This is a genomic window from Achromobacter sp. JCM 18799 (assembly GCF_055395645.1).
On the sequence record NZ_AP043866.1, the window covers coordinates 1,951,969 to 1,965,813 of the forward strand.

The 13,845-nt window shown below is 67.9% G+C and carries 13 protein-coding genes; 4 read left to right on the top strand and 9 right to left on the bottom strand.

Annotated elements, in window-relative coordinates; all coding sequences use genetic code 11:
* Positions 1–3: 3 nt before the first annotated feature.
* The 6 genes from garL to ACZ5YA_RS09270 form a co-directional block, all read right to left on the bottom strand.
* Complete coding sequence (garL, locus tag ACZ5YA_RS09245; protein WP_041655817.1) at positions 4–771, bottom strand: 2-dehydro-3-deoxyglucarate aldolase; 768 nt, start codon at positions 769–771, stop codon at positions 4–6.
* Between the two features lie 73 nt (positions 772–844).
* Entirely contained in the window at positions 845–1,840 is a 996-nt protein-coding gene (locus tag ACZ5YA_RS09250; RefSeq protein ID WP_118932819.1) for a Bug family tripartite tricarboxylate transporter substrate binding protein, read from the bottom strand.
* 47 nt (positions 1,841–1,887) lie between these two features.
* Positions 1,888–3,633, bottom strand: a complete 1,746-nt coding sequence (gene araD / locus ACZ5YA_RS09255; protein WP_118932818.1) for an L-arabinonate dehydratase — start codon at positions 3,631–3,633, stop codon at positions 1,888–1,890.
* A 47-nt stretch (positions 3,634–3,680) separates the two neighbouring features.
* Positions 3,681–4,721 (bottom strand): Ldh family oxidoreductase, encoded by a 1,041-nt coding sequence (locus ACZ5YA_RS09260; protein WP_251881929.1) that lies wholly within the window; start codon positions 4,719–4,721, stop codon positions 3,681–3,683.
* Between the two features lie 115 nt (positions 4,722–4,836).
* Positions 4,837–5,610: a FadR/GntR family transcriptional regulator gene (locus tag ACZ5YA_RS09265; protein WP_118932816.1), complete on the bottom strand. Its 774-nt coding sequence runs from the start codon at positions 5,608–5,610 to the stop codon at positions 4,837–4,839.
* Positions 5,611–5,690: 80 nt separating this feature from the next.
* Positions 5,691–6,620 carry a dihydrodipicolinate synthase family protein gene (locus ACZ5YA_RS09270; RefSeq protein WP_306636803.1) on the bottom strand — a complete coding sequence of 310 codons (930 nt, stop codon included), beginning with the start codon at positions 6,618–6,620 and terminating at the stop codon, positions 5,691–5,693.
* Positions 6,621–6,844: 224 nt separating this feature from the next.
* On the opposite strand from ACZ5YA_RS09270, the gene ACZ5YA_RS09275 reads away from it, so the two are divergent.
* The 3 genes from ACZ5YA_RS09275 (at position 6,845) to ACZ5YA_RS09285 (ending at position 9,979) form a co-directional block, all read left to right on the top strand.
* Positions 6,845–7,858 (top strand): Bug family tripartite tricarboxylate transporter substrate binding protein, encoded by a 1,014-nt coding sequence (locus ACZ5YA_RS09275; protein WP_059379979.1) that lies wholly within the window; start codon positions 6,845–6,847, stop codon positions 7,856–7,858.
* Between the two features lie 74 nt (positions 7,859–7,932).
* Positions 7,933–8,919, top strand: a complete 987-nt coding sequence (locus ACZ5YA_RS09280) for a Bug family tripartite tricarboxylate transporter substrate binding protein (protein WP_059379900.1) — start codon at positions 7,933–7,935, stop codon at positions 8,917–8,919.
* Between the two features lie 103 nt (positions 8,920–9,022).
* The gene (locus ACZ5YA_RS09285) at positions 9,023–9,979 is read left to right on the top strand and encodes a 2-hydroxyacid dehydrogenase (RefSeq protein ID WP_059379901.1); all 957 of its coding nucleotides are present in this window, start codon (positions 9,023–9,025) and stop codon (positions 9,977–9,979) included.
* A gap of 147 nt (positions 9,980–10,126) precedes the next feature.
* Here ACZ5YA_RS09285 and ACZ5YA_RS09290 read toward each other — a convergent pair whose 3' ends face one another.
* The 3 genes from ACZ5YA_RS09290 to radA all read right to left on the bottom strand — a co-directional run bounded on the left by ACZ5YA_RS09290 (position 10,127) and on the right by radA (position 12,754).
* A complete protein-coding gene (locus ACZ5YA_RS09290; protein WP_054452411.1) occupies positions 10,127–10,366 on the bottom strand; it encodes a hypothetical protein in 240 nt (79 codons plus the stop codon).
* A 162-nt stretch (positions 10,367–10,528) separates the two neighbouring features.
* Positions 10,529–11,308 carry a sulfite exporter TauE/SafE family protein gene (locus tag ACZ5YA_RS09295; RefSeq protein ID WP_464092401.1) on the bottom strand — a complete coding sequence of 260 codons (780 nt, stop codon included), beginning with the start codon at positions 11,306–11,308 and terminating at the stop codon, positions 10,529–10,531.
* A gap of 84 nt (positions 11,309–11,392) precedes the next feature.
* Entirely contained in the window at positions 11,393–12,754 is a 1,362-nt protein-coding gene (gene radA, locus ACZ5YA_RS09300; RefSeq protein ID WP_059379903.1) for a DNA repair protein RadA, read from the bottom strand.
* A 415-nt stretch (positions 12,755–13,169) separates the two neighbouring features.
* Here radA and ACZ5YA_RS09305 point away from each other — a divergent pair, with 415 nt between their 5' ends.
* The gene (locus tag ACZ5YA_RS09305; protein ID WP_059379904.1) at positions 13,170–13,802 is read left to right on the top strand and encodes a hypothetical protein; all 633 of its coding nucleotides are present in this window, start codon (positions 13,170–13,172) and stop codon (positions 13,800–13,802) included.
* The last annotated feature ends 43 nt before the right edge of the window (positions 13,803–13,845 follow it).

Genomic DNA, 13,845 nt, shown 5'->3' on the forward strand with positions numbered 1-13,845 from the left:
TCGTCAGGTCGGGAACGCCTCGCGCAAGGCGAAGGTCGCCTGCTTGAACACGCCCAGGTCGGTGCCCACCGCCACGAAGTGCATGCCCATGTCCAGGTAGCGCCGCGCATCCGCATGCACCGGCGCCAGGATGCCCACGGCCTTGCCCTGGGCCGACACCCGCTGGTACAGATGGCGGATGGCCTCCTGGACTTCGGGATGGCCGGGATTGCCGATATGGCCCAGCGCCGCGGCCAGGTCGGACGGTCCGATGAACACGCCGTCCACGCCCTCCACGGAGGCAATCTCGTCCACGGCATCGATGCCCGGGCGGCTTTCTATCTGCAGCAGTACGCAGATGTTGTCGTTGATGGTGTGCAGGTAGTCCGGCACCGTGCCATAACGGTTGCTGCGCTGGGCGCCCGCCACGCCGCGCATGCCCTGCGGCGGATAGCGCGTGGCGGCCACGGCCCGGCGCGCGTCCTCTTCGGATTCGATGAACGGAATCAACAGGTTGTAGAAGCCGATATCCAGCAGCCGCTTGATCTCCACCGGGTCGTTCCACGACGGCCGGCCCACGGCAGCGCTGGCGCTGCCCTGCAGGGCCTGCAGCTGCTGCAGGAACATCGGCACCTCGTTGGGCGAGTGCTCGCCGTCCAGCAGCAGCCAGTCGAAATTGGCCAGCCCCACGAGCTCGGCCGTGATGTGGCTGGACATGCACATCCAGAATCCGATGAGCCGTTCGCGCGCCAGGATGCGTTGCCGGAAACGGTTGGGTAAGGGTGAGTTCATTGCCGTCTTCACTTCATCAAAAAAACAGGTCAGGCCGGGCCCGCAAGCCCGGCCGCGCATTCAATCCACGCATTCAATCCATTTTTGCGCCCGAGGCCTTGGCCGCCTTGCCCCACTTCGCGATCTCGTTATCCACGAACGCCGAGAACGACTTCGGGTCGTCGGCCACCACCACGAACCCCACGCTCTCCAGCTTCTGCCGGATCTCGGGCGAAGACAGCGCCTTCACCGTCGCCTGGTTCAGGCGCTGGATCACGGCGGGCGGCGTCTTCGCCGGCGCCGACAAGCCAAACCAGGACTCGGCCGAAAAACCCGGATAGCCCGATTCCGCCACCGTCGGCGTATCGGGATAGGCGGGATTGCGCTTGGCGCTGGCCACGGCCAATGCGCGCAGCTTGCCCGAAGTGACCTGCGGCAGCAGCGTGTCCTGATTCAGGAACATGACCTGCACGCGGCCCCCGATCATGTCGGTGATGGCGGCAGCGCCGCCCTTGTAAGGCACGTGCACCAGATCGATCTTGGCGTCCTGCTTCAGCATCTCCATGGCCAGATGGCCCGACGAGCCGCTGCCCGAACTCGCATGCGTGTACTTGCCCGGGTTCTCGCGCGCCAGCTTGATGAACTCGGCGAAGGTCTTGCCCGGAAAGTCGTTGTTGGCGACCAGCACATTGGGCCCGGTCGCCAGCAGCGAGATGTGCGCGAAGTCGCTGTCGCGGTAAGGCATGTTCTGGTAGACCGCATAGCTGATGGCGTTGGAGCCCACGCCCGACAGCAGCAGGGTGTAGCCGTCAGGCTCGGCCTTGGCCACCATGTCGGAGCCGATATTGCCATTGGCGCCGCCCTTGTTCTCCACCACCACGGTCTGGCCCAGTTCCTTGGACAGCTCGGCCGCCAGCAGGCGGCCCACCGAATCGGTGCTGCCGCCCGCCGGAAACGGCACCACCAGCTTGATTTGCTTGGCGGGCCAGTCCGCGCCCTGCGCCATCAGCATGCCTGGCAGCACGGCCAGCGCCCCCGCGGCCGCCAGGATGGCCAAGCGTGCGCGCGCCGCCGGTTTCTTCTGTTGCATGGTTGTCTCCTCTGTGGGTTTTTTAGTATGTGCGCCCGGTGTCCGGGTCAGTGGATTTCAGGCTCGCCCGCGGCCGGAGCGCGCGTTTCAGTCTGAAGAAAATCGAAATCGCAGCCCGTGTCGGCCTGGCCGATGTGCTTGAGGTACAGCACGCCGTAGCCGCGCTCGAAACGCGGCGGCGGCGCCTGCCAGGCGGCGCGGCGCGCGGCCAGCTCCTCGTCGGACACCAGCAGCTCCAGGCGCCGCGCCGGCACGTCCAGCGTGATGCGGTCGCCGTCCTGCACCAGCGCCAGCGGGCCGCCCACATAGGCTTCGGGCGCCACGTGCAGCACACAGGCGCCGTAACTGGTGCCGCTCATGCGCGCGTCCGAGATGCGCACCATGTCGCGCACGCCCTGCTTCAGGAGCTTCTGCGGAATCGGCAACTGGCCCCATTCCGGCATGCCGGGCGCGCCCTGCGGCCCCGCGTTCTGCAGCACGATGACGCTGTCGGCGTCCACGTCCAGATCGGGGTCGTCGATGCGCGCGGCCATGTCGTTGTAGTCCTTGAAGACCACCGCCCGGCCCGTGTGCACCTGCAGATGCGCCTCCATCGCGGGCGGCTTGATCACCGCGCCGTCGGGCGCCAGATTGCCGCGCAGCACCGCCAGCCCGTCGCGCTCGATCAGCGCCTGCGCGCGCGGCCGGATCACGTCTTCATTGAAGATGCGCGCGCCCGCGATGTTCTCGCCCAGCGTGCGGCCGTCCACGGTGCGCTGGGTCGTGTCCAGCAGGTCGCCCAGCTGCACCAGCATGGCGCGCAGGCCGCCCGCGTAATAGAAGTCTTCCATCAGGTACTTGCCGGCCGGCCGCAGATTGGCCAGTACCGGCGTGGTGCGCGCCAGGTGATCGAAGCGGTCCAGGTCCAGCCCGAAGCCGCTGCGGCGCGCCATGGCGATCAGGTGCACCACTGAATTGGTCGAGCCGGACAGCGCCAGCACCGTGCGCACGGCGTTGTCGAAAGACGCGGCGGTCAGCAGGTCCGACGGCTTCAGGTCTTCCCACACCATCTCCACGATGCGCTTGCCGGTCAGGCTGGCCATCTGCGCGTGGCGCGAGTCCGGCGCCGGGATCGACGAGGCGCCCGACAGGCACAGGCCCAGCGCTTCGACCGCGCCCGTCATGGTGGACGCCGTGCCCATGGTCATGCAGTGGCCGGGCGAGCGGGCGATGCCGTCCTCCACGCCTTGCCAGTCTTCCTCGGTGATGTTGCCGGCGCGCAGCTCGGCCCAGTACTTCCAGGTGTCCGAGCCCGAGCCCAGGGTGTTGCCGTTCCAGTTGCCGCGCAGCATGGGGCCGGCCGGCATGAAGATGGTGGGCAGGTCCATGGACACCGCGCCCATCAGCAGCGCGGGCGTGGTCTTGTCGCAGCCGCCCATCAACACGCAGCCGTCCGCGGGGTAGGAGCGCAGCAGCTCTTCGGTCTCCATCGCCAGCAGGTTGCGGTAGAGCATGGTGGTCGGCTTCTGGAAGGGTTCCGACAGGCTCATGGCGGGCATTTCCACCGGGAAGCCGCCCGCCTGCCAGATGCCGCGCTTGACCTCTTCCACGCGCTGCTTGAAATGGCTGTGACAGGGGTTGATGTCGCTCCAGGTATTGATGATAGCGATCACCGGCTTGCCGGCGTAGTCCGAGCGGTGATAGCCCATCTGCGCGGTGCGCGAACGGTGGCCGAACGAGCGCAGGTCGCGCACGCCGTACCAGCGGTGGCTGCGCAGTTCTTCGGGTTTCTTGCGCTTGGTTGAATTGCTCATGTCTCTGTTCCTGTGCTCTTGGGCAAGGGTTTATAGGGAAAACGGGATCACGCCGCGTCCAGCAGATAGGGCGTGCCGGCGCGCTCGCAGATGGCGCGCAGGCGTTCGGCCAGCGCGACAGGGATGGGGATGCCCTCGCGCAGCCGGCGCGCGCGCTCGGCGGCCTCGGGCTCGCCCGCCACCAGCACCGGCTCGTCGGGATGGGCGGGCGGCGTATCGTGCATGGCGTCGATCATGTCGTCCATGTCGGACTCGAACGAGCCCGCCGCGCGAAAGGCGTCGGGGTTCAGGGCCAGGAAGAAATGGCCCACGTCGTCGGGTTCGCCGGGACGGCGGGTCGGGGCGCGGCGCGCGGCGAAGGCGCTGCCGCTGAGCGTGCCGCCCAGGATCTGCGCCATCATCGCCAGGCCGTAGCCCTTGTGGCTGCTCATGGCGGCAGTGCCGCCCAGCGGCGTCAGGCCGCCCTCGGGATGCTTGAAGATGAATTGCATGGCGGCCGCCGCATCGGTGACCGCGCCGCCCTGCCCGTCCACCGCCCAGCCCGGCGGCAGCGGCTGGTCAAGGAAGTCGTAGACCTTGACCTTGTTGGCGGCGACGGTGGTGGTCGCCATGTCCAGCAGAAAGGGTTCGTTGTAGGCCGCCGGCGCGCCGAAGGCGATGGGGTTGGTGCCCAGCATGGGCATGGCGCCGCGCGTGGGCACCATGATGACGCCGTTGGCGCTGCTGGTCACCAGTCCGACCACGCCGCGCTCGACCGCGATGCGCGCATAGACCCCGGCCGCGCCGAAGTGATGCGAATTGCAGACCGACACGGCGCCCACGCCGTGCTCCAAAGCCTTGTCCACCGCCAGGTTCATGGCCTGCGCCGCCACCGGATAGCCCAGGCCGCCCATGCCGTCGATCAGCGCGCTGGCGCCGCCGTCGCGCAGGATGCGCGGCCTGGCGTCCAGCCGCAGGGTGCCGGCGCGCAGCTTGTCCTCGTATGCCGGCAGCATGGAGATGCCGTGCGAATCGATGCCCAGCAGGTCGGTGCGCGCCATCAGGCCCGCAGTGACGTGCGCCAGGTCCTGCGCCATGCCCCAGGCCATCAGCACCTGCAGGATCTGCTCGCGGACCTGCTCCACCGGCGCTTGCACCGCGATATTCCCTTGCACTCTGGTCTCCTGTAGTTTTGATTCGATCGCAGCGGGCAGACGGAAGGGATCAATCGCGCTCGCGGTCCACCAGCCGGTGCCGCGCCTGGCCCAGATGGAACTGCATGGCGACGCGGGCTCGCTCGCTGTCCTGTTCGCGAATGGCGTCCAGGATCGCGGCATGCTCGTCCACCACGCGCTGCGCACGCTGGCGCGAGCCGGTGCGGGTCAGGTTCAAGGTGAGCCGCATGAAGCCGCTGATGGATTCGTGGATGCTTTCCAGCACGCCCAGATAGAAGTCGTTGCCGCTGGCTTCGGCGATGCTGGCATGGAAGGCCAGGTCGGCCTCGGCCGACACCTGGCCGCGCGCCAGGCTGTCGGCGAAGGCCGCGTGCGCGTCCGCGATCTTCCTGAGCTGCTCATCGGTGCGGCGCAGCGCCGCCAGGCGCGCGGCGTCGCCCTCCAGCGCCACCCGGACCTCCTGGGCGCGCAGGTAGGCGCTGACGTTCTGCACGTCGTTGAAGGTCTTCAGGCGCGGCGCGGGCGCATGGCTGACAAAGGTGCCCAGCCCCTGGTGCGCGGTGATCAGGCCGTCGGCGCGCAGGCGCAGCAGCGCTTCGCGCACCACCGGACGCGAGACGCCGAAGCGTTCGGAGATTTCGTTCTCGGATGGCAGCTTGTCGCCCACGTTCAGCCCGCCGGAGACGATCTGCTCGAAGATCTGGCCGTACAGCTGATCCGCCAGCCGCACCCGGTGCCCGCGTTCGAGCACCAGCGCGCCCGCGGCATCGTGTTCGGCGGGCGCCTGCGGCGCGGGCGCGGGTGTTGCTTTGGGTCGGGCCACGAAACCTCCTCGATGCTATGGCGCTGCCCGCGATGGCGGGACAGCGCTCATCGTACCGTCAATGCGCGGCGCCAGTGCGCTCACGCGGCGGCCGCCTCCCGGTCCCAGGCCGCCAGGGCGCGCGCCACCGGCGCCACGCGCTCGCGCTCGGCGGCGGAGATGCCGGTCAGCAGGGGCAGCATCGGCCCCATGTCCGCCACGCCCGACAGGGTCACGGCATCGTGCAGCACGCGGATTGGGCTGATGCCGTCGCGGCAGTCTTCCAGGCCCAGGTACTGCTGACGCACGGCCTCGGCTTCGTCATAGCGGCCGTCGCGCAGCAGATGCAACAGGCGCATCGAGCCGCGCGGCGCCACGCAGACCGAGCCGGAGGTGAAGCTCTTCAGGCCGAAATCGCGGTAGTGCACGATGGCCGGGCGTTCGCCGATGCCGCTGACGATCCAGCGCGCATCCACCGCCTGCAGCAGCGACGACAGATAGGCGTCCTGCGACGGATCGTCGCGCACGACGGCGTACTTGAACGCCACGATGCGGCCCTCTTCGATCAGGCGCGCGGCGCTTTCCGGCGCCAGGTAGCCGGACGACTTGATGTAGATCACCGCGGGCTTGCCCAGCGCGTCCGTGAAGCGGCGCACGCCTTCTGCCAGGCCCGCATCCGTATAGGGAAAGGACATGGGCAGCAGCATGGCCGTGGGAAACGCGCGCGTACGCAGGATCGCCGCCTGGTCCATCATCTTGCCGTAGTCGGGCCCCACGGAAGGCAGGATCCACGTATCCGCGCCTGCCAGCCCGGCCAGCATATCGACGATGCGCGCGTATTCGCCCACGCCCACGTTGTAGAAGTTGGCGTTGCCGCCATACATCACGTTGCGCACGCCGCCCGCTTCCAGATGGCCGAGCAGGGCCTTGTTGGCCGCCTCGTTCAGGGAAAGATCGTCGTGGCGCGCCAGCGGCGGCACGGCGATGACCGAACGCTGCAAGTCCTGCGCGGTGACCGGGGAGGTTTTCATGGGCGGGGCTCCTGGCTGATCCTGCTATCGGGTGTGTGGGTTCGAAAAAGTATACTTGGTTGACAAGCACAAGCTCAATACATATATTTGTTTTACAAGTAGTCAGGCAGCAAAACGCAGGGCGCCGCGGGGCGCCATGCGGCTTCAAAGCCTCGGGCCATGCCAGGGGCGGAATACCCCCAGAAACGATGCGCGGCCACGCGCACACCGAGGAGACGAATTCCATGCATGCAGCCCCTGCGCGAGGCCGGTCCGCCTTGGCCGTTCTTTGCACCGCCGCCCTGGCGGCGGCCGCCTTCCTGTCGCCGGCCGCGCCGGCGCGGGCAGACTACCCCGAACGGGACGTCAAGATCATCGTGCCCTTCCCGGCCGGCGGCACCACCGACATCGCGGCCCGCATCGTCGCCGCCGAACTCGGCAAGACCTGGAACAAGGCCGTGGTGGTGGACAACAAGGCAGGCGCGGGCGGCAACGTCGGCACGGCCGAGGCCGCGCGGGCCGCGCCGGACGGCTACACGCTGCTGATGGGCACGGTCAGCACGCACGCGATCAACCAGTCGGTCTATGCCAAGCTGCCCTATGACCCGGTCAAGGACTTTGTGCCGGTGACGCTGGTGATCCCCGTGCCCAACATCCTGGAGCTCAACCCCGCGTTTGCCGACAAGCACGGCATCCGCACGGTGGCCGACCTGATCAAGTACCTCAAGGCCAACCCGGGCAGCGTCAACATGGCGTCCACCGGCAACGGCACTTCCACCCATCTGTCGGGAGAGCTGTTCCAGAACATGACGGGCACGCGCATGACCCACGTGCCCTACAAGGGCAGCAGCCCCGCGCTGACCGACGTGATGGCCGGTTCCGCCGACCTGATCTTCGACAACCTGCCGTCCTCCATGGGGTTCCTCAAGAGCGCCAAGCTGCGCCCGCTGGCCGTCACGACTGCCCAGCGCTCGCCCGCCCTGCCCGACGTCCCCACCATGGCGGAAGCCGGCGTGCAAGGCTATGAGGCGTCCAGCTGGTTCGGCCTGCTGGCGCCGGCCGGCACGCCGCAGGCTGTGGTCGACAAGATCCAGCGCGACGTGGCCGCCGCTCTCAAGCTGGAATCCGTGCGCGCGCAGCTGCAGGCGCAGGGCGCCACCCCATCCGGCAACACCCCGGCCCAGTTCAAACAGTTCATGGCGCAGGAATCCGTCAAGTGGGCGGAGGTCGTGAAGAAATCCGGCGCCAAGGTCGACTGACCTCAAGCCGATCCGGGCCCGTCCGCAACGCGTGGGCGGCGGGCTCTTCATCAGCACGCGAACCAGGAGACACCATGAACAAACTGATGAGCGCCGCGGCCGTCGCAGCCGCCGTCGCCGCAGGCGCCGTGCTGCCCGGGATGCCCGCGGCGCAGGCTGCCGGCTATCCCGACAAACCCGTGACGATGATCGTGCCCTTCGTGCCGGGCGGCTCCTCCGACATCACCGCGCGCTCGGTCACGCCGGGGCTGACGAAAATCCTGGGGCAGACCTTCGTGGTCGAAAACAAGCCGGGCGCCAACAGCGCCATCGGCGCGCAGGCGCTGGCCCGCTCCACGCCCGACGGCTACACCATGATGGTCGGCTCCATCGGCACCTTCGCCATCAACGAGGCGCTCTACAAGAACCTGTCATACAACCCCAGCAAGGACTTCGAGTACCTGACGCAGGCCGTGCGCAATCCCAACGTGCTGGTGGCCGCGCCCGCGTTTCCGGCCAGCACCGTCGCCGAGCTGATCGAGTACGCGAAGAAAAATCCGGGCAAGGTGTCCTATGCCTCGTCGGGCACGGGTTCTTCGGACCATCTGTCCGCCGTGCTGTTCCGCCAGCGCACCCAGAGCACGGGCGTGGACGTGCCCTACCGCGGCGGCGGCGCGGCCATCGCCGACCTGATCGGCGGGCAGGTCAACGTATCGTTCCAGAACCTGGGCGCGGTCCAGACCCACATCAAGGCCGGCAAGCTCAAGGCGCTGGCCATCACCGGCGACGCGCGCGCCGCCGACCTGCCGGACGTCCCCACGCTGGCCGAAGCCGGCATCAAGGACATGGTGGTGTACTCCTGGCAAGGCTTTGCCGTGCCCAAGGGCACGCCCGCGCCCGTCGTCCAGCAATTGTCCAAGGCCTTGCAGACCGCGCTGCGCGATCCCCAGACCGAAAAGACCCTGCAGGGCCTGGGCTTCGAGGTCGTGGCCAACACGCCGCAGCAGTTCACGGCGTTCCAGCAGGCCGAGGTCAAGCGCTGGAAGGACGTCATCCAGAAAGCCAACATCCAGCTCGAGTAAGGCCGCGATCAGGACGCGGGATGCCCCCGTCGGGCATCCTGTCAGCCTGCATCAAGGCCGGATCAAGTAGCATCAACGTTTTGCCACCCACCTGTACGACAACATGACCACCAAGCATCGCATCATCCAGGTCGGCTCGCTGGCCGGTTCCCCCTACGCCAACAAGACGCTCGCCGACCGCTACGACGTCGTCGAACTATGGAAGTACCCGGACCGCAAGGCGGCGCTGGCCGAGCATGGCAAGGGCGTCACCGCCGTCGTCACCTCCGCCACCTATGGCGCCAACGCCGAACTCATCAACGCCCTGCCCGACCTGAAGGCCATCTGCAGCTGGGGCGTGGGCTACGAGACCATCGACGTGCAGGCCGCCAAGCAGCGCGGCGTGCAGGTCAGCAACACGCCTGACGTGCTGACCGATTGCGTCGCCGATCTGGCATGGGGCCTATTGATCGCCGGCGCGCGCCACATGGGCCAGGGCGAGCGCTTCGTGCGCGCAGGCCAGTGGGGCCAGGTGCACGGCGGCATTCCGCTGGGCCAGCGCGTCAGCGGCAAGAAACTGGGCATCGTCGGCCTGGGCCGCATCGGCGAAGCCATCGCCCGCCGCGGCATGGGCTTCGACATGGATGTGCGCTATCACAACCGCCGCAAGCGCGATGACGTGGAATACGGCTACGAGGCCTCGCTCACCGACCTGGCCAAGTGGGCGGACTTCCTCATCGTGGCCACCGTCGGCGGACCCAGCACGCGCCATCTGGTCAACCGCGAAGTGCTGGAAGCGCTGGGCCCCACGGGCATCATCGTCAACATCGCGCGCGGCCCCGTCATCGACGAGACCGCGCTGGTCGCCGCGCTGGAAGCCGGCAAGCTGGGCTGCGCCGCGCTCGACGTGTTCGAACACGAGCCCAAGGTACCCGAAGCGCTGCTCAAGACCGATCGCGCGGTGCTGCTGCCGCACATCGGCAGCGCCACGCTGGAAACCCGCTTGGCCATGGAGAACCTGATGCTGGAAAACCTGCAGGCGTTCTTCGAGACCGGCCGTGTAATCACCCCGGCGGAATAAGCCCGCTCTGCGCTGCGGCCCTGGCCGCGGCGCGCCCATGAAAAAGCCTCTCGGCGCCCATACCGAGAGGCTTTCGACTTTCCGGCCCCCGCGGGAATCGGAAGTCGTTTGCGCAAAGGAACTACCAGGCCGCAAGGCCCTCAGTGCTTACTTCGCTGGTGCCGCAGCGCCGGAATGATCCGTCTTCGCGGCCCCGCCCGATTTGGCCGCCGCCGGCTTGGCGGAGGTCTTGTCGGATTTGTGGTGCTTGTGCTGCGCCTGGGTCTTGGTTTCACCCGTCTTGGACGTGGCATCGGCGCCCGCCGCAAACGCCGAAGGCGCGGCAGCAAGACCGAGGCACAAGGCCGAGGTGGATAGGAACGCAGCAATACGGGAGTGAGTCGTCATTTCATGAACTCCTGAATGTAAAAGGACCGAGGTCCTTTATTCGACACGGGGCGGCAACATCGCCGCTTTACCCGTTCCCGTTTGAACCGGGCCCATCCAGAAGGTTCAGCGCGGAACCAGAAAATTTCGGTCGCTAACGCTTCGAAATATTGTGCGGGCGGTTCAGCTCTCGAATGCCAGCAAGGCCACGGTGGCGAACAGCATCAATGCGAAGCAGGCTCTCAGCTTGCGTTCAGGCAGACGGTACGCGAGCTTCACGCCCACCGGCACGAACAGCAGGCTGCCTATCGCCAGCGGCGCGCCAACCAGCCAATCCGCCTGTCCCGCCCAGGAGTAGGTGATCAACGCGATGAAAGAGCCCGGAATCACCATGCTCAGCGCCAGCGCCTGCGCGGTGGTCTGCGGCAACCTGAACACGGACGTGATGATGGGCACGGCCAGCACCGCGCCGCCCACGCCGAAGAAGCCGCCCAGCGTGCCGCACAGGATGCCCAGCACGCTGGCGCGGCGCGGCGTGAAGACGGGCGGCGCACCCTTGGCCGCCGGCTTGCGCGCCGCAGCGGGACGCGATGCGCGCCAGGTCTGCCACACGTAGAACAGCGCAATGAAGCAAAGGAAAACGGCGAAGCTGCGGCGCAGGATGCCGGAATCTATGCCTAGCGCCAGCTGCGCGCCGACCCAGGTGAACACCACGGCCCCGGCCGCGCCCGCCAGCGCCACGCGCTTGTCGATGCGGGTCTGCTGGTTGTACTTGCGCACCGCCATCATGATGGTGGGCAGGACCATGATGAGCGCCGTGCCCTGCGCCAACTGCTGCGACATGCCCATCAACAGCACCAGCGCGGGAATCGCGATCAGGCCGCCCCCGATGCCCAGCACGCCGCCCATGAAACCGATCAGGCCGCCCGCGGCCAGGCACGCGGCGATAACTAACAGACTCACTTCTTGCTCCAGCAGGCCCGGCCGGTTGCAGGCCGGGCAATCAGAATACCGATATGAAACCGCCGCCGACCGCCGCTGTGGGCGTCAGCGCAACTTGTCCAGCGCGGCGTCCAGCCGGTCCACCGCCCAGATCTCCAGCCCTTCGATGGGCTGGCGCGGCGCGTTGGCCTTGGGGATCAGCGCAATCGAAAAGCCCAGCTTGGCCGCTTCGCGCAAGCGTTCCTGTCCGCGCGGCGCGGGCCGGATCTCGCCCGCCAGGCCGACTTCGCCGAAAGCGATCAGGCCGCGCGGCAGCGGCTTGTCGCGCAGCGAGGACATGATGGCCAGCAGCACCGGCAGGTCGGCCGCGGGTTCCGTGATGCGCACGCCGCCCACCGCGTTGACGAACACGTCCTGGTCAAAGGTGGAAACGCCGGCATGCCGGTGCAGCACCGCCAACAGCATCGCCAGGCGGTTGCCTTCCAGGCCGACTGTGAGCCGGCGCGGGTTGGGCGCATGCGAACTATCCACCAGCGCCTGGATCTCCACCAATAGCGGACGCGTGCCTTCCTGCGTGGCCATCACGCAGGATCCCGCGACCTGCTGTTCATGCTGCGACAGGAACAGCGCGGAGGGATTGGCCACGCCGCGCAGCCCGCGGTCCGTCATGGCGAAGACGCCCAGTTCATTGACCGCGCCGAAACGGTTCTTGAAGGCGCGCACCAGGCGGAACGAGGAGTGCGTGTCGCCCTCGAAATACAGCACGGTGTCCACGATGTGCTCCAGCACCCGCGGCCCGGCCAGCGCGCCGTCCTTGGTGACGTGGCCGATCATGACGATGGCGATGCCCGTCTGCTTGGCCAGGCGCGTGAGCTGGGCCGCGCATTCGCGCACCTGCGACACCGACCCCGGCGCCGCGGTCAGTTCGCCGCTGTACAGGGTCTGGATCGAGTCGATCACCGCCACGGTGGGCTTCTGCTCCGACACCGCCGCCTGGATCGACTCCAGCCGGATCTCGGCCAGCAGATTGACGTTGCCCGTCTGCAGGCCCAGGCGGCGCGCGCGCAGGGCGACCTGTTCGGCGGATTCCTCGCCCGTCACGTACAGCACGTTGGTGACTTCGGACAGCGAAGCCAGCGCCTGCAGCAGCAAGGTGGACTTGCCTATGCCGGGGTCGCCGCCGATCAGCACCACGGCGCCGGCCACCAGGCCGCCGCCCAGCACGCGGTCGAACTCTTCCAGCCCGGTAGGCTGGCGCGGGGTTTCGCGGGCTTCGATTTCAGACAGGCTGCGCACCGGGCTGGCGGCCGCCAGCGGCGCATAACGGTGGGAGGCAGCGGCCGGCGCCGACGACTCCACGGTTTCTTCCAGCGTGTTCCAGGCGTTGCAATGCGGGCATTTGCCCTGCCACTTCGGGGTGGTGCCGCCGCAATCGGAGCACACGTATACGGTTCGGGATTTGGCCATGCGCGAAAGTGTACCGGCAAGGCAGGGAGGCATGCGCGCGCAAACGCGTGCTTTTGTCCTTGCGCGCCCCATGCTGGTGCTGCTATCTGTCATTCTGCTTTCAAAAACAGGGACGCGCTGAAGTTACATGATGCAAACTCAAGAAATTCTCTGGCGGATTTCTCCAAATCGCGCATAATCATCAGGTGCAGCGCATTGACGAACCGCCCGGCCCAGGGCGGCATACCTGCAGCCAGACGCCCCCAGGGGCGCGGCGGCGGGAATCGCGGCGCAATCACCCGCGGCTTTCCAGGAAGCCGCCTAAACCGGAACAGGACCCGAGCTACGACGAGACCGCCGGACCACCGGCGCGGCGTGCGCAGAGGTCAGACGCGGATGCGCCTTGCCACCAGGCGCATCCGCGAGGAGTACGCGCATGAGCATTACCTACCGCCCCCCTTTCGACGAAGACGATGAACGGGATCTGCGCGCCTTGTATCGCAGGCACGGTCCCGGCGCCAATCCCGAATTGGACGCGGCGGTGCGCCGCCGTTGGCATCCCGGCCATAGCTGGCACCCCGCCTGGGGCGCTGCTGCTTGCGCGGCCATGGTCTTCGGCCTGTTCGCCTGGACCGAGATGCGCGAAGCCCAGGACTTTGCCGAGCAGAACACGCCTGTCATCGCCCCCCACGAAATAGGGACAAGCTCGGAACGCGCGCCCGCGCTGCTGTCCACGCCGGCGCAAGCGCCCGCCGAACAGGCCGCGCCCGTCACCGAACGCGTGGCCGCGCCGCCGCAGGAAGCGGCGCCGCAAGCCGCTCCTGCCCAGGAAGCCGCCCCCGTCCAGGAAGCCGCGCCTGCGGAACAGCCGGCCGCCGAACCCGCCGCACCGGAAACGCCCGCCCTCAGCGACCAGGACATCGAAGCCCGCGTGACCCACATCCGGGCGCTGGTGCGCGAGGAACAGCAGGAAGAGGCCGTGCAGGCGCTGCGCGAATTGCAGCAGGCCGCGCCCGACCTGACCCTGCCCGACGACCTGCAGGAACTGGCCCAGCAGAATCCCGCCTGACCGCCGCCTCCCATCGGCGCCGCGCCCGGCGCGGACCGATGGG